This window comes from Streptomyces sp. NPDC088910 (assembly GCF_044749865.1).
Taxonomy (GTDB): Bacteria; Actinomycetota; Actinomycetes; order Streptomycetales; family Streptomycetaceae; genus Actinacidiphila.
The window spans coordinates 346,544-365,303 of record NZ_JBIVIV010000008.1 but is presented as its reverse complement, the minus strand read 5'-3'; the positions used below and the strand labels follow the sequence as shown (position 1 = coordinate 365,303).

The window sequence follows — 18,760 nt, the reverse complement described above, 5'->3', positions numbered from 1 at the left end:
TCAGCCGGGCATTACGGTGAGACACGAAGACCTCCGGGCGGTGCGTTCCTAGACAGCTCCACCACACCGGAGGTCTTCGCCATGATCAAGACCCACGAGCGTCAACAACGCTCATGATCAATACACCTAGGGCGTGTCCAGGACGCGCCCTCACACCCCCGCCGCGTACCGCCAGAAGTCCCGCATCACCTGGGGCGGCGTCGGGCCGGTCATCGAGCGCTGCGTGAAGAGGATGCTGACAGCGCCGGTCGAGGGCGTGACATGCGCCGTGGTGCCGCTGCCGCCGACCCAGCCGTAGCGGCCAAGGACGTTCCAGGGGTCGGTCTCCGCGACGTCCACCGAGCCGCCGAAGCCCCACCCCTGGCCTTCGAGGAACAGCTCGCTCGCGTCGCGCTGGGACCGCGTCAGGTGGTCGGTGGCCATCATCCGCACCGACCGCGCGGACAGCAGCCTGCGGCCGTCCACGGTCCCCTCGGCGAGCAGCATGCGGGCGAAGGCGAACCAGTCGTCGACGGTCGAGACGAGGCCGCCCGCGCCCGAGGTGAACCCGGGCGCCTTGGTCCACTCCTCGCCCGGCGCGTCCGACAGTTCGATACCGCCGTCCGCGCCCGTCCCGTAGGCGCTGGTCAGCCGGTCGAGCGCGGTCGCGGCCACGGTGAAGCCGGTGTCGGCCATGCCGAGCGGTTCGAAGATCCGCTCGGCGAGGAACTCGGCGAAGGAGCGGCCCGAGACCCGGGCGATCAACGCGCCCTGGATGTCCGAGCCGGTGTTGTACAGCCAGGCGTCTCCCGGCTGGTGGAGCATCGGGATACGGGCCAGCGCCGCCAGCCAGTCGTCGGGGCCTGCGAAGCCCGACAGCCGCGCCGGGCCCTGCTTCAGCTCGGTGAACAGCGGTTGCAGGGCGGGGAGTGAGAAGTCGCTGGGCATGCCGTACCCGGCCCTGAAGGTGAGCACGTCGGCAACGGTGACCGGCCGGGCGGCCGGGACCACGTCGTCGACCGGGGCGTCCGGGGTGCGGACGACGACCGGCGCCGCCAGTTCCGGCAGCCAGGTGGCGATGGGGTCGTCCAGCGCGATCCGGCCGTCGTCGACGAGCATCATCACGGCGGCGGCGGTGATCGGTTTGCTGACGGAGGCGATCCGGAAGATCGCGTCCCTGGCCATCGGCACGGCACCCTCAAGGTGCGCGGAACCGACCGCTGCGACCTCCACCCGGTCGCCGCGCGCCACCAGACCCACCGCACCCGGAATCGTGCCGTTGTCGATGTACGGCTCCAGGACGCCGCGCAGGCCCGCCGCCGGATCGGTCGTGGAACTGTTCGTGGAATGCGTCATCGGTCCACCTCTCGCGTGGTGCGGTCGAGAGGAAGACTGCCGCGTCGGCGCGGATTCATCGGTCGGGCGCGGACGTGTCGGCTCCGTCACCGTCCGTCCGCGTACGCACGCATATAAGCGCACGGGAGCGCACAGGCGCGCAAGGAAACGCGCGGTGACGCGTATACGCCCGTGGCCCCGTCCACCAACGGCCCCGGCTCAGAGCTGGCTGTACTGCCGCTCGGTGAGCCCGTACTGCTTCGCTATGGCGTTCCACAGCCGGACCGCGCGCTTCTTCTGCTCGGTGGCGGTGCCGCTCTCGCGGTTGCCGTCCTGGGCCTCGCCGGTGCTGCGGGCGTGGCCGCCCTTGCAGACGCTGTGGTTGTGCGCAGCCTGGTCGGCCCAGTTCGCGTAGTGGCCGTCCGCGGCGGCCGACGCCTGCCACGCCTTGGTGAGGGCTTCGGTCAGGTCGGCGTGGTTGGGCAGCTTGTCCACCGACAGGCCGCCGAGCTGGGTGACCAGGCCGGTGCGCTGGGTGGCGGCGGACCGCAGGTCGGCGGCGGCGGGGCCGAGATTCTTGCAGTTCTTGATCGACTCGACCGCGCTCACCACGGAGCTGCGGCTGTTGCCGCTGGTCTTCAGCAGCGCGTCGAGGCCCTGCGCCTGCTGCTTGACGGCGTCGTCGGCCGCGGAGTCGGTGCTGCCGCTTGCGGACGTGCTCGGCGCGGAGGACGCCGGGGTGCCGCTCTTCGACGCAGTGTTGTCGGTCTTGGCGTCGCCGCCCTTGTTCAACAGCCCGCCGACCACGAGGCCCGCGACCACGCACCCGGCGACGACGATGCCGATCACCATGAGGGGCGACAGCCTGCGGCGCGGACCGTCGTCCTGACCGTGCCCGCCGTCGTAGCCGTAAGCGGGGTCGTACGGCTGCTGCGGGGGCTGGCCCATGCCGCCCTGCTGCTGCCCGTACTGCTTCTGTTGCTGTTGCTGGGACGGCGGCTGGATGATCCGCTGGCGCAGCGGTTCCGGGCCGGGCACGTCGCTGCGGAACAGGTGGTCGTAGTCGCTGTCGTGCTGCGGCCCCGTCTGGGGCTGCTCCTCGTACCCGCCGCCGCCCTGGCCCTGGCCCTGACCTTGGCCCTGACCCTGGCCTTGGTCGTACGACTGCTGGCCGTACTGCTGCTGGCCGCCGTACGACTGCTGCTGGTCGTACCCCTGCTGCCCGTAGCCGTCGTAAGGCTGCTCATAGGACTGCTCGTACGACTGCTGCGGGGGCGGGGACTGCGGGCCGCCGTACTGCGGCTGCTGTTCCTGCTGGTCGCGGTCCTGGAAGATCGACAGCGGCAGCGCCTGGGTGGCGTCGGCGGCCTGCTGCTGCGGGGCCGCGGGCGGTGCTTGCGGCGGGACGGGCGGCAGTGGCGGTACGGGGCCCGGCCCCTGGCTCGCGGCGGCCATCGGCATGCCGGGGTCGCCGCCGGGGTACGGGGGCAGCATTTGCGTGGCGTCGGCCACCGGGACGGCGGGCGGCGGCATGCTCCCGGGATACGGCGGCAGCATCTGGGTGGCGTCGGCGGGCTCGGGCAGCGGGGCGGGCTCGCCCCAGGGGGAGCCGCCGGCCGGCTGCACATGTTCCCCGTAGGGCGGCTGCTGCCGCCCCGCGGGCACCACGACGCCCCGGTACGCCTCAGGCGTCTCCTCGCCGCGTCCGTCGGTGTGCATCGCCGCTGACTCCCGCCTATGCCCTGTCGTCCGTTGCCGGATCCTTCCGAACCATCCGCCAACGCTACCGGGTTAACCGGACCATCAACCACGTACCCGAACGAGTGAACGTCATGACACACCGAGAGGGCGGAAGTACCGGGCGTACCGGGCCCGTTCCCGCAAGGTCTCTCCAGCGCTTTGGCCACCGCGCGGGGACGCGGTGTCGGTCGCGTAACGATTCGGTGATGGTCCGCTATGCGGCGTCCTGTTCCTCCAGACGGGCGCCGAACTCGCGGACCACGGGCTCGGCCGCGTAGGGCTCCAGGCGGCGGCGGAAGTCGTCCAGGTACTCCGCGCCGCGGTTGGAGCGCAGACCGGACAGAAGGGTGACGGCGCGGGTGCCCGTGTTGCAGGCCTCTTCCAGTTCGCGCTGCTGCACCTGGGCGTCGGCGAGCAGCAGCATGTCGATGGCACGGCGCCTGGTGCGCGATTCGGGGTGCGCGGCGAGCGCTTCCTCCGCGCGGCGCGCGGCGGGCGCGGCCTGGCCGAGGTCGCGGTGACAGTGCGCCAGTTCGTCGGCGAGGTAGGCGTGGTCGAAGTGGGCGATCCAGGGCGGGTCGTCGTCGGGCCGGGAGTGTTCCATGGACTCGACCGCGAGGTTGGCCACGGTGGCGAAGGTGCGGGCGTCGCCGAGCAGCGCGTGGCCGCGGGCCTCCGCGGCGTAGAACATCGCCTCCGCCGTGGGTGTCACCTGGCCGCGGGCGCCTTCCTGTGCTGCGCGGGCGAGTTGGGCGATCTCGCGCGGATTGCCGAGCGAGGCGGCGAGGTGGCTCATGCTGGCCGCGAGGATGTAGCCGCCGTAGCCGCGGTCGCCCGCCGCCTGGGCCAGGCGCAGCGCCTGGATGTAGTAGCGCTGGGCGAGTCCGGGCTGTCCGGTGTCGACGGCCATGTAGCCCGCCAGTTCGGTCAACCGCGCGACGGCGCCGAAGAGTTCCCTGCCGACCTGGTCGCGGTAGGTGCCCGCGAGTAACCCGGACACCACGCTGTTGAGGTAGTGGACGACGACCGGGCGGACGTGTCCGCTGCCGAAGCGGTGGTCCAGGTCGGTGAGCGCCTGCGTCGTCGCCTTGACGGCCTCGACGTCCGACATGCCCACCCTGGCACCGCCGTTGCGGGCGACGCCCTGGTCGGGGCGGGTGATCAGCCAGTCGCGGCTGGGCTCGACGAGGGCGGAGGCGGCGACCGTGGAGCCGGTGAGGAAGTCGCGGCGGCCGACGTCGCTGCGCCACAGCTCGCAGACCTGCTCGATCGCGCCGAGGACGGTCGGCGCGAAGTGCAGACCTATGCCGGTGGCCAGGTTCTTGCCGTTGGCCATGCCGATCTCGTCGATGGACACGGCGCGTCCCAGCTTGCGGCCGATCGCCTCGGCGATGATGGCCGGGGCCCGGCCGCGCGGCTGCTGACCCCGCAGCCAGCGGGCCACGGACGTCTTGTCGTACCGCAGGTCGAGGCCGTGTTCGGCGCCGCACATGTTGACCCTGCGGGCGAGCCCGGCGTTGGAGCAGCCGGCCTCCTGGATAAGTGCCTGAAGCCGTTCGTTCGGTTGCCGAGCCACGAGCGGTCGTGCGGCCATCAATTCCCCCACTTCGACGATGCGTACCTCGTCCTGGTGACAGGTGCCCATCTCATCACCGAAAAATGCCCTGTTAGAGCGGCATTTCATGTCGTTTTCGCCTTTAGCGGAACGAGCGGAACGACACGCGGACCCCAAGTGACTACCCGAATACGGGCCCGGATCGCGCACGCGCCCCCGGGCGTGCACCAGTGCGCCCGCCATGAGCCGAGGGGCCGGCCCCCGTAACTCACGCTGATGAGGGAAGTTGTGCAGCGCGTGGAAGACACCATCGGAGCACCGCGGCAGCTCACCGCCCAACTTCTCGACACGGCCGTCCGATACGCGCAGGAGCGGCACTGGGACGTGCTCCCCGGCTCCTGGATCGAGGACGACACGGGCGGCCCCGCGCTGTGCTCCTGCGCGTCTCCCACCTGCCCTGCTCCCGGCGCCCACCCGACCCGGCCCGACTGGGCGGCGCACGCCAGCGGCAGCGCCGACGCGGTACGGCGCATGTGGGGCAAGCAGCCGCGCGCCTCGGTCCTGTTGCCGACGGGCCGTACGTTCGACGCGGTCGACGTGCCGGAGGTGGCGGGGTGCCTGGCGCTGGCCAGAATGGAGCGGATGGATCTGCCGCTGGGCCCGGTGATCTGCACGCCCGACCGCAGGCTCGTCTTCTTCGTCCTGCCCGGCGCCACCGTCAAGGTGCCCGATCTGCTGCGGAAGCTGGGCTGGGCGCCCGGCTCGCTCGACCTGCGGGTGCGCGGCGAGGGCGACTGGATCGCCGCGCCGCCGACGCGGACGGGGCCGGGCGCCTCGGTGCAGTGGGCGCGGCAGCCGACCGCCCTGAACCGGTGGCTGCCGGACGTCGAGGAGCTGCTGAGTCCGCTGGCGTACGCGTGCGGGCGGGAGTTGGCGGCGGCGAGGGGCCGCTGACCCCTGCGCGCGGGGCTCACGCTCCCGAGTCCTTCGGTCACTGTCAGTGGTCGCGTCTAGGGTTGTCGGACGTAGACCTTCGCGCGTCGTCCGACCAGCGGCGCGCCGGGGGCAGGGGCGCGAGACGGGGAGAGGTGCCGCCATGTCGGAGCCGCAGATGTCGCAGGGGGAGCAGGAGTCGCAGCGGAAGCTGACGCCGTACCGGCCGGTGCCGTACGGGAGGACCGCCGAGGAGGTGTCCGAGGCGGCCGGAGACACCGATCCGGTCGCTGTGCGTGTGCGCGGGCTGTGGAAGCGGTTCGGTGAGCAAGTGGCCGTGGCCGGGATCGATCTGGAGCTGCCCGCGGGCCGCTTCATCGGCCTGGTGGGGCCGAACGGGGCGGGGAAGACGACCTCGCTCTCCATGATCACCGGCCTGCTGCGGCCGGACGACGGCAGTGTGCGGATCGTGGGCCACGACGTGTGGACGGACCCGGTCGGCGTGAAGTCCAGGATCGGCGTGCTGCCGGAGGGTCTGCGGCTGTTCGAGCGGCTGTCGGGACGTGAACTGCTCGGCTACACGGGCCGGTTGCGCGGTCTGCCGGGCGCCGAGGTCGACAAACGCGCCGGTCAGCTCCTCGACGTCCTGGACCTGTCGGCCGCGCAGAACAAGCTGGTCGTCGACTACTCCACCGGTATGCGGAAGAAGATCGGCCTGGCCGCCGCCCTGCTGCACAATCCCGAAGTCCTCTTCCTCGACGAGCCGTTCGAGGGCGTCGACCCGGTGTCCGCGCAGGTCATCCGCGGTGTGCTGGAGCGCTATACGGAGTCGGGCGGCACGGTCGTCTTCTCCTCGCACGTGATGGAACTGGTGGAGAGCCTGTGCGACTGGGTCGCGGTCATGGCCGCGGGCAAGATCGTGGCGCGCGGCCTGCTCGCCGAGGTGCGCGGCACCGCTCCCTCGCTCCAGGACGCCTTCTTGTCGCTGGTGGGCGCCGACCGGCGCGACGGGCAGGCGCTCGACTGGCTGAGCGGCGGCAAGTGATGACCACCTCGGCCACCACCCCGCTCGCCGCTCCCGCGCCGCCGACCGCGCCCGGTCGCGGTTCCTCGCTCACGCCGGTCTTCGTACGGCTCAAGCTCACCCTCTTCCGCAACGGCCTGCGCCGGTCCACCGGCCGTACGGTCGGCTGGTCCCTCGGCGTCGCCTTCGCGATGCTGTACGCGCTCGGCATGGGCGCCGGAATGGTCGCGCTGCGGAACAACCACTACGCACCGTCCGCCGCCGTCACGGTGACCGTCGTCCTGGTCGTGGGCTGGGCGATCATGCCGCTGTTCTTCTTCGGCGGCGACGACACGCTCGACCCGACCCGGCTGGCGATGCTGCCGCTACGGCCGCGCCCGCTGATAACGGCGCTGTTGGTGTCGTCGCTGATCGGCGTCGGTCCGCTCTTCACACTGCTGGTGTCGACCGGTGCGGTCGTCGCGGTCGCGCACGGCGGGGCCGCGTGGGTCGTCGCGGTCGTGGCCGTGGCCCTGACGCTGCTGCTGTGCGTGGCGCTGTCGCGGGCGGTGGCCGCCGCCAACACCCGGCTGCTGACCAGCCGCAAGGGCCGCGACCTGGCCCTGCTCAGCGGTCTGTTCGTGGCGGTGGGTGCCCAGCTCGTCAACCTCGGCGTCAACTCGTTGTCGTCCGACGGCGGTCTGCACCGGGCGACCTCGGTGGCGTCCGTACTGCGCTGGATTCCGCCCGCGCCCGCCGTGGACGCGGTGCGTTCGACGGCGCGCGGGTCGTACGGCCTGGCCGTCGTGCAACTGGCCCTCACCGTCGCCGTGCTGGCGCTGGTCCTGCGCTGGTGGCACGCCAGCCTGCACCGGCTGATGGTCTCGCCCGACGCGTCCACGCTCCAGGCGGCGCCGGAGCGCGAGGGGTCGAAGGCGCGGGGCGGGGCGGCGGTGGGCCCTTCACTGCCGGCCCGGCTGCTGCCCGGACGGCTGGTGGGCGGCCGGACGGCCACGGTGATGGAGCGGCAGTTCCGGTACCTGTGGCGCGACCCGAGGTCGAAGGCGGCGTGGGCGACCGGGCTGGCCGTCGGGCTGCTGCTGCCGCTGGTCGCGGTGGTGCAGCACGGCACCGTCTACCAGTGCCTGTGGGCGGCGGGGCTGCTCGGCATGCAGATGTACAACCAGTTCGGCATGGACGGCTCCGCATTCTGGACGGTGTCGGCGACGATCACCACCCGCAGGGACGCGGCGCTCGAACTGCGCGGCCGGGCGCTGACGTTGGCCGCCATCGCCGTGCCGTACGTCACCGTCGTCACCACCGGCGCGGCGCTGCTGCTCCACCGGGTGTCGGCGCTGCCCGAGACGCTGGGGCTGTCCTTCGCCTTCCTGGGCGCGCTCATCGCGACCGGCAGCTACGCGAGCGTCCGCTACCCGTACGCGCTCCCGCAGGACAACCCGTTCGCCAACGCGGCGCCCGGCCAGGGCGGTCTCGTCGCGCTGAACGTCGTCGGCGGCACCTTCAGCGGCGCGGCCCTGTCGCTACCGGTGATCGCGCTGACCCTCGCCCTCCACTTCAACGATCTCCATTCGCTGCTGTGGTTGGTGCTCCCGGTGGGCGCGCTGTACGGGATCGCGGTCGCGGCGGTCTCGCTGCGGTTCACCGCTCCGCGGCTGCTCGATCGTCTTCCGGAGATCCTGGGGGTGGTGGCGAAGGCGTGACGGACGGGGCCGGTGGCAGGTGGTCGTTGAGGGCGGTGCCGTCCTTGCCTGCCCGGCCTGTGCTGCCGTCCTTGCCTGCCCAGCCTGTGCTGCCGTCCTTGCCTGTCCGGCCTGTGCTGCTTTTCCTGTCGGCGGTGCCGGCCGTGTCGATGCCGTCCGCTCGGTCGGCGCGGCGCCGCGGGCCGCGCCATTCCGCGATCCAGTAGAGCAGCGCGAGGGCGGGCAGGGCGGCGCCGAGCAGGGCCACCGAGGTCCAGCCACCGGCGTGGTAGGCGTAGGAACCGGCCTGTGAGCCGACCGCGCCGCCGACGAAGAAGGTGGCCATGAAGGCGCTGTTGAGCCGGGACCTGGCCTGGCCGTCGAGCCGGTAGATCACCTGCTGGCCGAGGATCAGGGTGGTCTGCACGGCCATGTCGAGGAGCACCGCGGCGGCGCCGAGCGCGATGACGCTGTGCCGTCCCACCCCGGCGAGACCGAAGGCCAGGGCCGCGGTGACGAAGGCGACGGCCGTCATCGGCCGGACCAGGCCGCGGTCGGCCCAGCGTCCGGCGAGCGGTGCCACCAGTGCGCCGCCCGCGCCCGCGAGCGCGAAGAGGCCGACCTGCCACTGGCTGTAGTTGAAGGGATCGCTGGTCAGAACGAAGGAGATGGTGGTCCAGAAGACGCTGAAGGCGCCGAACATCGCGGCCTGGTACAGCGCCCTGCGCCGCAGCGCCGGATGGACGCGCAGCAGGCGGGCGGTGGAGCGCAGCAGGAGCCCGTACGACAGCGTGGCAGCGTCGGCTCCGGGAGCGCGGCGCGGCAGGGACCTGCGCAGTACCAGGGTCAGTACGGTCATCAGCCCGGCCGAGGTCAGGTAGACGACCCGCCAACTGGTCGCGTCCGCCAGCAGGCTGCCGAAGGTACGGGACAGCAGGATGCCGGTCAGCAGGCCGCTCATCACCTGCCCGACGACCTTGCCGCGGCTCTCGTCCGGCGCGAGGTCGGCGGCGAAGGGCACGAGGATCTGGGCGACGACGAGCGTCGTGCCGACGATCAGCAGCGCGGCGAGCAGGACGGCGAAGCCCGGTGCGAGACCGGCCAGCACCAGACCGGCGATGGTGAGGGCGAGCAGGACGGTGGCGAGGCGGCGCTTCTCGATGACGTCGCCGAGCGGGACGATGAGCAGCAGGCCGGCGGCGTAACCGAGTTGGGAGACGGTGACGAGGCTGCCCGCGGCGACCGCGCCGATCCCGAACGCCTGGCGCAGCTCGCTGAGCAGCGGCTGCGCGTAGTAGAGGTTGGCGACGGTCAGACCGCAGGCCACGGCGAGCAGGACGATGAGGCGGCGGGGCGGGCCCGGCACGGGGACCGGTGTGGCGCCGACTGCGTGTCCGGGCCCTGCGGCGGCGGGTCCGGACGCGGGTATGTGCACGGGTTCGGGCCCTGGGGACGGTGCGTCGGACGACGGCTGGGACATCGATACCTCGTCGAAGTGGAAACCGGTTTAACCAGTTCCGAAGGTACCAGTTAAACCGGTTCCCCGGTAGAGTGGCCCGTATGACCGCGAACGGCATCGACGCCTACGCCCCGGCCCTCGACGGCGGCCGTGCTCAGCCGCGTTTCCGCGAGGGCGCCGGGCGGCTGTGCCTCGACTACCTGCGGACACTGCGCTACCGGGGCACGCCCGCGGTCACCGAGGAGCTGGCCGATCCGGAGGCGCTGATCGCCTGGGTACGGCAGTGCGGCCCCTGCTCCGACGTACCCGCCACCCCGCCCACAGCCGCCCGGCTGCGCGAGGCCCGCGCCTTGCGCGAGGCGGTCCACGCGCTGGTCAGCGCCGCCATGGCCCCCGGCAGGGAACCCGGCGCGGCCCCCGGCTCCGGCCTCGGCGACACCGCCCGTACCCGGCTCAACCGCGCCGCCGCCCACGCCGTCCCCGCCCCCCGCCTCGCCCCCTCCGGCGACCTCCAGTGGCATGCGGACGACCCCCTCACCGCGACCCTCGCCCTGATCGCCCGCGACGCCCTCGACCTCGCCGCCACCCCCGAACTGCTGCCGCGCCTGCGTCCCTGCGCCTCCCCGACCTGCGGCGCCGTCTTCCTCGACCAGTCCCGTCCGGGGACGCGGCGCTGGTGCTCCATGGACGTGTGCGGCAACCAGGCCAAGAAGACGGCGCTACGGGCGCGGAGCGCGTAGCCGGTGACGTCAGGGGCCGAAGTGCAGGGCCCGCGCGAAGGCGTCGATGTCGTCCATCGCCCGGAGCACCCGCCCCGGATCGGGCGCCGCCGTCATCACCAGCACGTCCGCACCGTGCTCGGGCACGCGCCACGCGTAACGGAGGCCGATGGTGATGCCGTTGTCGTCCGGGTCGACGAAGTAGCGCATCACGCGGATGCCGGTGCCCAGGTGCTCACTGCCGAAGTCCTCGACGATCGGCGGCTCCACGGCGTACTCCGCGTCCGCGTGGGTGAGCTCCCGCAATTCGCCGGGCAGTTCGCCCTCGATGTCGAACTCCGCCCAGTACACGGCCAGCGGATTCCCGCGCGGGCCGTCCAGGTGGAAGTGCAGCCCGTACCCCGGATAGACGCGCGGATACCGCTCCATCCCGTACGTCAGCGCCTCGGCCAACTCCCGTACCTCGCCGGGGCTCGGCGTCAAGGCGCTGTCCTCCCAGTGCGCCTCGGCCATCACCCGCGCGTACGCGGCGGCGTCCGGGAACTCCCCCTCGCTCCCCGGCACCGGCCACCGCGGCGGCACCCACACCCACCGCGAACCGTCCACCCGCCGCGCGTCCAGCCGGCTCCCGCTCACGCGTAGCTCCAACGGAACGTCGTCATCAGCGCGTCGAACAACTCGGCCAGCGCCCTGGTGAATTCGCTGCCCGGATCCCCGTCCCCCACCGTCGAGAACGCCACCGCGAGCCACCGGCCCGCGCCCTGCCTCGGCACGGGGACGACGTAGTCGACATGCCGTGCATACGTCTCCACCGGTTCGCTCTCGCGGAGGGCCGGCGGCTCCACGTACTCCCACCGCACGCCCAACGTCCCCGCGACCTCCCGCACTTCCCCCGGCGCCCCGCCCCGCTCCTCCCCCACCAGCCGCCCCAACACGGCCTCCGCCCCCGTCTCCTCCCCCGCCCACTCCCCCGCCACCTCGGCGACCACGAACGACGCCCCCACCACCAGCCCCGCCCGCGCCTTCACCGGCACATACAGATCCAGCCCACCCCCCGCCCTCGCCTCCCGCGCCATCCCCTCCACCCTCCGGCGCACCTCCGCCCGAAACGCCATCCCCTCATCCCTCGGCACCCCTGCCGGAATCCGCTCGATCCCCCGAAACACCTTCTCGTCCAACGCCGTCGCGGTGCCCGCCCGCAGAGGGATCCGGGCCCAGCCCGGGGGCAGCACGAGGGTGTACCCGACGGGGGTGGTCGCGGCCGTCACCGGGCCGCCTCCGCCGGGGGTTTGCGGCGCAGCCGCACTTTGGCAAGCCAGGCGGTGGCTGGAGCCAGGAGGGGGACCAATCCCAGGAACGGGATGCCGCTGCACGCCGCGAGAATCGCGTTGAGCAACCCACCTGCCAGCACGTAAAAGAAGACGCCCGACGCCCAGCCGTGCGTCCTACGTAGACCGTCCATCCCCAGCCACGTGCTGGCTTGCCCAAGTCCGCAGAGCGTAAGGGTCACCAGGACGAACGTTCCCTGCTTCCAGTCCAGGAGGCGCCCGACCACCCCTGCGGCCGGGTACCCGAGCAATGGCAGCATGGCTCCATACCTGATGAAGACTTCACTGCGTCGAAGTAGCTGCTCATCGCCGAGTTGGCTGGTGGCCACTATTCACCAACGCCAAATGTCGCTGACTTGTGCGTGGTTACCACTTGGTACCCACCTCGTGCGTGAATTGGTCCTTGAAGTCCCCGTAGCGGTCGGACCCAGGTTTGAACGGAAACACGTCCGAGGATCCGACGCCTTTGTCGACTAGGTCGACAGCAGACGCAACGACCCACGTCCCCTGGAACGTGCCCTTGTAGCCCTCAGCCCCCTGGCTGGCCCGCTGCACAGCGGCACTCTCCGGATACGCGGCCCGCATCCGGACCACGTCCTTGTAGAGATTCGCCGTCTCGCGGTCGCCTCCGACAAGCACCGCCTCTCGTTGGGAAGCCTCAGCCATCGGGGTGGCAGCCTCCTCCACGGCCGCGTTGCGACCGGCCCGCTCGGCTGCGGCTTTGGCGATGTTGCGGACGTGACGGGCCCTGGCACGCGCCGCTGCTGTGGAGCCGCGACGGTTGACAGTGGCGGACGAGCGGTCGAGAACGGACCGGGAGGCCCGCGTGGCGGTGACGGCGGCCCGCTCGTCGGCAGCGGCTTGAGCGGCGAGCTTCGTCGCGGCACGTACGTCTTTGAGACCGTTCAGGGCGGCGCCCCCGATGCCCATCGTCAGCAGGCCGAAGATGTCCATGCCGACGTCGAGCCAGGAGCAGTCGCCTGCGGCGGCGAGGGCGATGTGTCCCGCTAGGACGCCGACCGCGAGCCAGACGGCGAGACCTGCGATCCAACCGGCGGGGGTGGTGAAGATCGCGACGATCGCGATGACGGTGGCGACCCAGCTCATCACATCCGCGACAAGCGAAATCGCCCCCTTCACCCCGTCAATCTCGTTCTTGCGCCGCTCCCACCAACTGTCCTTGATCTTGTCGTTGATCTCGTGCCGGATACGCGCCGCGTAGTGCGAGGCCCGCTCGTCACGATGGGCCTCGACCCTGGTCAGGGAGCGGCGGTACTTGGCGAGCGGGTCGTCGCCGGAGCCGGAACCGGAACCGGAACCCGAGGCGGATTCGGCATCCTCAGGGGGAGCCGTCTCGGCGTCGGCGCGTGCGCCTCGCAGGATGCGGTCGGCGTCGGACTGGATGGCCTCCAATTCGGCGGCCCAGGCGGTGAGATGGCCGTGGACGCGTTCGTAGCGGCCGGCGGTCTCGCGGAGGCGGACTTCCAGTTCGCGGGCTTCGTCGCGGAGTTTGGTGGCGTAGCGGCCTTTGAGGCCGTCGCCGGTGCCGATGACCTTGAGGTCGGCGGCCTCGGCTCTGAGCATGCCCGCGAGGTGCTTCATGTGGGCGACTTCGTCGCGGATGGACTCGGGGTCGCCGGGGGTGGGATCGGTGTCGGTGAGGGGGTGCCAGTCGCGCGGGCGCGGCCTGGTGGTCGTCACCACGGGGGTCAGCCGCGCTTGGCGAGGTGTTCGTCGGTCTGCTTGAACGTCTCGCGGGCCGCGCCGACGAGTCCGCCGACGGACTCGATGCCGCCGATGAGCTTCTTGCGGTACCAGGCCCAGTTGTTGACGAACGCGTCCATCGCGCCCGCCACCGCGCCCGACCCCCAGATGTGGTGCAGGTCGTCCCGATGGGCCTTGATGCTCTTGAACTCGAAGTGCAGCTTCGTCAACAGCCGCTCCGAATCGGCGAGCACCTGATCCGTCACCTTGAGGTCCGCCATCCTCGTACCCCGACCACCCTCGTTGTCGCCGTCATATGCCGTTACCTACGGACTGACAACGACCCCGATCCGCCTCGGGGTTACGGGTGAATCGGATTTGACGCGGCACCGCTCACACGCTCAGCGCACCACCGTCTGGACCTCCTTCGCCACCACCGCGACATCATTGCCCGACAGTCCGTCCGGCAAGCCCGGCTCCGCCACCGGTCCGTTCGGATTCGCCGACGCCGTCCACGTCACCTTCCACGTGATCTCGGCGTGCAGGGTGTACGGGCCCGCTTTGCGGTACGTGACGTTGCAGGCGTCCTTCGACGAGTCCACCTGGTACCCGCCGCCCGCGGCAGGTGTGAGGTCGTATTCACACGTCTGCGGCTCGGCGTAAGGAGTACCCGCGTCGATGCGAAGGGCGCTGGGGACAGCGACAGTTGTGGCAGCGATGGTGAGGCCGAGTGCGTCGAAGCTGGCGGTCACCCAGACACGGTCGGGGAGGGCCCCGGTGAACGACGCGAAGGTGGGGACGTTGACGATTTGGTTGTCGGCGGCCGGGCTCAATCGGACGGGGGGTGTGGGCAGGAGCAGGGCCTTGTAGGCCAGGCCCGACAGCACCTGGGGTGAGAGAGCGAGCATCGGCTTGGGGGCGACGGCGCCGACCCACTGTTGGCCGGGGATCGACGTGCACGCGGCCACCCGGCCGGGCGTCGTGGAACCGGACGTCATCTGGTCGACGTCGTAGGTCCGGAACCACCATGCGCCCTTGGCGTCTTCGTGGAAGTCGGTGCGCTTCTTGAAGGTCTCGGCGATCTGGGCGGCGTTGGGACCGATTCCGACGTTCTCAGGGCCGAGCGCCCAGTCCTTGTACTGCTCCGCGTCGTACTTCGGCTGACTCCAGCACAGCGGCGGCGTCCAGTTGCGGTCCACCGCCGACACCGGTACCGAGCGTCCGCTGCCGTTGTGGCGTGTGTCCAGTTGGACGCCCGCGCTGATGGAGCCGTTGTCGGAGGTCGCCTGACGCGTAGGAGGCTTGGGCGGCGGGGAGATGGGGTCGCCGTCTCCCGCGACGGCGGGACTCGCCGCTCCCAGTAACGCGACGCCAAGGAAACCGAGGACGCCGAGGATATTGAGGACGCTCGCGCCGACGACGGCCCGCCGAGGGGACCTCATTGGCAGGCCGGGGCGGCCGCTTTGCCCTGGAAGGAGTCGAGTTGCCAGACGCCCGCCGCGTTCCTCAGCAAAGTGGCCGTATAGAGGCGGTAGTCGTCGGCGGTCGGCGCGGTGCGCAGGACCTCACCGGTCTTGATGTCCTTCGAGTACGCCTTGGACTGGTCTTCGCAATAGGTCACGACCGCGGTGTCGGCCGTCACCGCCGTCACCTTGCGGTCGTAGTAGCGGTAGGTCCCCGTCACCGTACGGCCCTCTTTCTTCCGCTTCGCGATCTGCTCAGCGTAGAACGACCGGGCCTGTCCGGAGAAGTACGCTTTCAGTACGTTCGAGGCCGGATCCAGGTCCACGTAGAGCTTCTGACGTGCCGTCAATGTGTCGGCCTGGCCGTGCAGTACCGCGTCCTTGGCGGCGTCGCCGGTCGCATCGGCGTCGATGACGACCTTGATGTCGGACGGCAGGTGGAAGTCCATGGGCTCCGCCGTCGCGGAGGTGACCGGCGACGCCGTGGCGGACGCGGTCGGCGACGGGGCGGACTGGGACGACGGAGTGTCGGTGATCTTGTCGCTCGCGGAGTCGTCCGAGCCACCGCAGGCCGTGAGGGTGACGAGGGCCGTCACCGTGAGGGTGACGGTCGAGACCGCGGCGGCGAGGGACTTGTTCATCGAAGCTCCGTGAGAGTCCGTGGGGAGAGGGTCGGTTGGTGATACTCCCCCGCCATGATGGTCAGTTCGTGAGGGTCAGTTGGCGATGCTGCCGCGCCATTCGGGGAGCAGTTCGTCCAGGAGGGCTTCGACGCGGGGCGGGAGGCCGCGGCTGGGGCCGCTGAGGGAGTCGCTGCGGGCGATGAGGGAGTTGGCGGCGGCCTGGAGGCGGGCGGGGTCGCCGGTGGCCTGGGTGGCGCGGAGGAGTTCGAGCCAGAGGCGCTCGTCGTTGGGGGAGACGACCAGGGCCGCCTCGATGGCCGCGACGGCCGCCTTCGGCTTGGCCGCGTCGAGGTGGAGAGCGGAGAGCGCGAGGGCGATCTCGGCCACGAGGACGGGGTGTTGGGCGTCGACTATCTCGTGGGAGAGCCAGCCGTAGCGGCCCGCGGTGCGGTCCTGGAGGAGCGGGCCGCGGGCCAGCGAGAGGGCCTGGGTGAGCAGGCGGCGGCGGGCGGTGGGGTCGGAGGCGGCGCTGCCCTCGGTGGCCTCGTGGTGGAGGGTCTGGAGGACGTCCCAGTCGGAGACGACGGAGGACGCGAGGACGATCCGGCCGGTGTCGTCGATGGTGAGCCGGGCGATGCCGCCGGGGTCGGTGCCGAGCCAGTCGCGGAGGCGCTCGACGAGGGCGTCGCGTACGTCCTCGGTGACGCCGCGCGGCCAGAGCGCGGAGGCCAGGACGCGGGGGTGGACGCCTTCGCGGTGCAGGAGGAGCAGGGCCAGGGCCTCGTGGAGGAGCTGGCTGCGCTCGGCGGACGGCTCGTCGACGCCGACGAGTTCGAAGGAGCCGAGCAGGCGCGCGTACACGCCGGGCCGTCCCTGGTCGGAGAGGTCCACCATGAACGGCGGGGCGTCGGGGCCGGATCCGGGGCCGTCCTCGCCACCCGCCTCGGCGAACAGCCGCAGCACGGCCTGGTACTGATCGGCGGGCAGCACCTGCGCTTCGAGGTCGAGGCCGAGCAGCGGGGCGAGCAGCCGTCCCGCGGAGGTGATCTCCAGCTCCCAGGCGGCGCCCGGCATGTCGGGACGGCTGGAGGCGACGAGGTAGCCGATGCCGAGCCGGCCCGCGTCGGAGGCGAGTTCGGCCAGCCGGTTCGCCTCCTCCTCGGTGGGCTCGGCGGCGAGCAGGACGAGGTGCGGTGCCCATTGGGTGTGCTGGGCGCGGCCGGTGCGGCCGGTGAGGACGCTGTCCTGGCCCGCCGTACGCAGGGCGCCCGCCCGCTGCGCGGTCTCCGCGGACATCGTCTCGATGACCTCGGGCACGTCGGCGAGGTGCCGGACGCGGGCGGGGGCGAGGGCCGTGAGGTCCTCGGCGAAGCCGACGAGGGTGACGGTCATCCGGTCCGACCAGCCGTTGGTGGCCAACTCCGAGGCGACGGAGGCCAGTACGGCCTCGCGGTCGGCGGCGGCTCCGGACAGCGAGACGATGCCGGGCACCGCTTCGAGGTTGAGCAGCAGCCGCGCGCCGTCGAGCGTGCCGAGCGCGACCAGGCCGGGGTACGGGGCCGCCGCCGACACGTCCGCGTCCTCGGTGAGGTCGGCGCGGTCGAGCCGCCAGAAGGTCTGGTCCTGGCCGAGCTGCCAGGGGGCCGGCGGCTGGCCCTCGGGCCAGGCCAGTTGCAGGTGCAGGGCCTCGTCGGTGAGCCACGCGGCGTAGACGGTCGGGAGCTTGAGGCCCTCGGCGTCGAGGCGGCCGGACAGCGCGCGCAGCGCGCGGTCGAGGAAGGCGACGGTGTCCTGGTCGGCGCCCACGCGCAGCGCGTCGGCGGCGTCGGCCTGCGGCCCGGTGGGGGTGCGCGGTGTGCGCAGGCCGCCCGCGGTGACCGACTGCCACAGGGCCGTACGACGGCGGCGGCCGAGCGCGGCGAGCAGGCCCGCGGCCAGCAGCGGGGCGGCGATCAGCGCTTCGGACAGGTCGAAGCCGTGCGAGTGGGAGGAGGAGTTCGCGGTGAAGGCGGCGGTGGGCCCGTGCTCGGGTGCCGTCTCGGCGTGGGCCGGGGTGGTGACGGCCGCGTGGCGACCGCCGGACCCGCCCGTACCGCCCGTGCCCGTACCGCCGGGGCCGCCCGTACCGCCGGGGCCGGTCTCGGCGGACGCGCTGTCGGTGGAACCGGAACCGCCCGATCCGCCGCCCTGGGCGCCGGTCCCGCCGGCGCCCTGCTCGGCCGCCGCGTGCTGGGCGGAGGCGTGCGCGCCCTCGGCCGTGGTGTCCTTGGCGCCGCCGTGCTCGGCGTAATGCTGCACGTCGGGCGCGACGTGCGTGGCCGCGACGGGCATCTCCACGAGGTCGCCGCCGTGCGCGTCGGAGGGCATCTCCATCACCCAGCCGGGCCGGATGAGGCTGGCCTGCGACAGCTTGGAGCCGTCCGGCTGCACGCGGTCCTTGTTGAGCTGGTAGATCTCGTTGTACCTGCGGCCGTCGCCGAGGTGGCGCTGCGCGATCTCCCACAGCGAGTCGTGGTGCCGGCCCTCGGGCGGCTGGATCCGGTAGAACTTGGTGTCCTTGTGCGCCGACTGACCCGCGCTCTGGTGCGATCCCGCCGCGTGCTGGGCGGCCTGCTGATGCGGTACGGCGGCGCTGACGGTACGTGCCTGGTGCTGCTGGCCGGGGGTCTGCTGCGCGGTGGCGGCCACGCCCGGCCGCGCCTGGCTCTCGTGCTGGTTGCCCTGGCCGAGCTGGGACAGACCGGGGACGAGGCCCGCGGTGCTCACGCCGACGAGCAGCAGCGCCGCGATCAACTGCCGTGCCAGCAACTGGCTCGGGCCCGCGCCCGGCACCCGGCTCGGCATGCCCACGCCGGAGACCGCCGCCTTGGTCTCGACCAGCACGCACGCCGTGAACTGCGCCCAGGCCAGCCATACGATCACGGCCAGCGTGTTGACGAACGTCTCGCTGGTGATGGGCTGTTGCACCAGGTCGGAGTCGAAGTGGTGCGGGAAGGGCGACCCGATGAAGTACAGGAGCGCGCCCGGCACACCCACCACGAGCACGGCGAGCGCCAGGAACGCGCCGAGCGCGCGCACGAAGTCGCCGAACGTACGGTGCCTGCGCGGCGGGCGCGCCGCCGCCCCACCCTGCTGCGTACGGTTACGTCCCGTGGCGGTCGTGCGTGCCATGGCTGCTTCCTCTGCCTTCGGTTGGAGCGGCTGGTGCTTCGGCTGAAC

General features: G+C 71.9%; 16 protein-coding genes. 4 read left to right on the top strand and 12 right to left on the bottom strand.

Features of this window, described 5'->3' with window-relative positions; all coding sequences use genetic code 11:
- Positions 1-150: 150 nt before the first annotated feature.
- The 3 genes from ACIP4Z_RS20985 to ACIP4Z_RS20975 form a co-directional block, all read right to left on the bottom strand.
- Positions 151-1,335 (bottom strand): serine hydrolase domain-containing protein, encoded by a 1,185-nt coding sequence (locus ACIP4Z_RS20985; protein ID WP_401310110.1) that lies wholly within the window; start codon positions 1,333-1,335, stop codon positions 151-153.
- 198 nt (positions 1,336-1,533) lie between these two features.
- On the bottom strand, positions 1,534-3,033 hold the full coding sequence (locus tag ACIP4Z_RS20980) for a hypothetical protein (protein ID WP_401310107.1): 1,500 nt from the start codon (positions 3,031-3,033) through the stop codon (positions 1,534-1,536).
- 235 nt (positions 3,034-3,268) lie between these two features.
- Positions 3,269-4,648 carry a transcriptional regulator gene (locus ACIP4Z_RS20975; protein ID WP_188279929.1) on the bottom strand — a complete coding sequence of 460 codons (1,380 nt, stop codon included), beginning with the start codon at positions 4,646-4,648 and terminating at the stop codon, positions 3,269-3,271.
- Between the two features lie 237 nt (positions 4,649-4,885).
- On the opposite strand from ACIP4Z_RS20975, the gene ACIP4Z_RS20970 reads away from it, so the two are divergent.
- The 3 genes from ACIP4Z_RS20970 (at position 4,886) to ACIP4Z_RS20960 (ending at position 8,266) form a co-directional block, all read left to right on the top strand.
- A complete protein-coding gene (locus ACIP4Z_RS20970; protein ID WP_401310104.1) occupies positions 4,886-5,563 on the top strand; it encodes a bifunctional DNA primase/polymerase in 678 nt (225 codons plus the stop codon).
- A gap of 142 nt (positions 5,564-5,705) precedes the next feature.
- Entirely contained in the window at positions 5,706-6,587 is an 882-nt protein-coding gene (locus ACIP4Z_RS20965) for an ABC transporter ATP-binding protein (RefSeq protein WP_401310101.1), read from the top strand.
- Positions 6,587-8,266: a transporter gene (locus tag ACIP4Z_RS20960; protein WP_401310098.1), complete on the top strand. Its 1,680-nt coding sequence runs from the start codon at positions 6,587-6,589 to the stop codon at positions 8,264-8,266. Before ACIP4Z_RS20965 ends, ACIP4Z_RS20960 begins: the two co-directional genes overlap by 1 nt.
- Here the strand turns inward: ACIP4Z_RS20960 and ACIP4Z_RS20955 are convergent.
- Positions 8,205-9,611 (bottom strand): MFS transporter, encoded by a 1,407-nt coding sequence (locus ACIP4Z_RS20955; RefSeq protein ID WP_401310095.1) that lies wholly within the window; start codon positions 9,609-9,611, stop codon positions 8,205-8,207. The genes ACIP4Z_RS20960 and ACIP4Z_RS20955 overlap by 62 nt on opposite strands.
- A 194-nt stretch (positions 9,612-9,805) precedes the next feature.
- On the opposite strand from ACIP4Z_RS20955, the gene ACIP4Z_RS20950 reads away from it, so the two are divergent.
- Positions 9,806-10,444: a CGNR zinc finger domain-containing protein gene (locus ACIP4Z_RS20950; protein WP_401310092.1), complete on the top strand. Its 639-nt coding sequence runs from the start codon at positions 9,806-9,808 to the stop codon at positions 10,442-10,444.
- A gap of 9 nt (positions 10,445-10,453) precedes the next feature.
- Here the strand turns inward: ACIP4Z_RS20950 and ACIP4Z_RS20945 are convergent, their stop codons facing one another.
- The 8 genes from ACIP4Z_RS20945 to ACIP4Z_RS20910 form a co-directional block, all read right to left on the bottom strand.
- Positions 10,454-11,059 carry a hypothetical protein gene (locus ACIP4Z_RS20945; protein WP_401310089.1) on the bottom strand — a complete coding sequence of 202 codons (606 nt, stop codon included), beginning with the start codon at positions 11,057-11,059 and terminating at the stop codon, positions 10,454-10,456.
- Complete coding sequence (locus ACIP4Z_RS20940; protein ID WP_401310087.1) at positions 11,056-11,601, bottom strand: hypothetical protein; 546 nt, start codon at positions 11,599-11,601, stop codon at positions 11,056-11,058. Before ACIP4Z_RS20940 ends, ACIP4Z_RS20945 begins: the two co-directional genes overlap by 4 nt.
- Positions 11,602-11,687: 86 nt before the next feature.
- Complete coding sequence (locus ACIP4Z_RS20935) at positions 11,688-12,011, bottom strand: hypothetical protein (RefSeq protein ID WP_401310084.1); 324 nt, start codon at positions 12,009-12,011, stop codon at positions 11,688-11,690.
- 106 nt (positions 12,012-12,117) lie between these two features.
- Positions 12,118-13,455 carry a hypothetical protein gene (locus tag ACIP4Z_RS20930; protein WP_401310081.1) on the bottom strand — a complete coding sequence of 446 codons (1,338 nt, stop codon included), beginning with the start codon at positions 13,453-13,455 and terminating at the stop codon, positions 12,118-12,120.
- Positions 13,456-13,460: 5 nt separating this feature from the next.
- Entirely contained in the window at positions 13,461-13,736 is a 276-nt protein-coding gene (locus ACIP4Z_RS20925; RefSeq protein ID WP_401310078.1) for a hypothetical protein, read from the bottom strand.
- A gap of 120 nt (positions 13,737-13,856) precedes the next feature.
- Entirely contained in the window at positions 13,857-14,897 is a 1,041-nt protein-coding gene (locus tag ACIP4Z_RS20920) for a hypothetical protein (protein WP_401310075.1), read from the bottom strand.
- On the bottom strand, positions 14,894-15,559 hold the full coding sequence (locus ACIP4Z_RS20915) for a hypothetical protein (RefSeq protein ID WP_401310072.1): 666 nt from the start codon (positions 15,557-15,559) through the stop codon (positions 14,894-14,896). Before ACIP4Z_RS20915 ends, ACIP4Z_RS20920 begins: the two co-directional genes overlap by 4 nt.
- 75 nt (positions 15,560-15,634) lie before the next feature.
- Positions 15,635-18,712 (bottom strand): BTAD domain-containing putative transcriptional regulator, encoded by a 3,078-nt coding sequence (locus ACIP4Z_RS20910; protein WP_401310069.1) that lies wholly within the window; start codon positions 18,710-18,712, stop codon positions 15,635-15,637.
- Between the last annotated feature and the right edge of the window lie 48 nt (positions 18,713-18,760).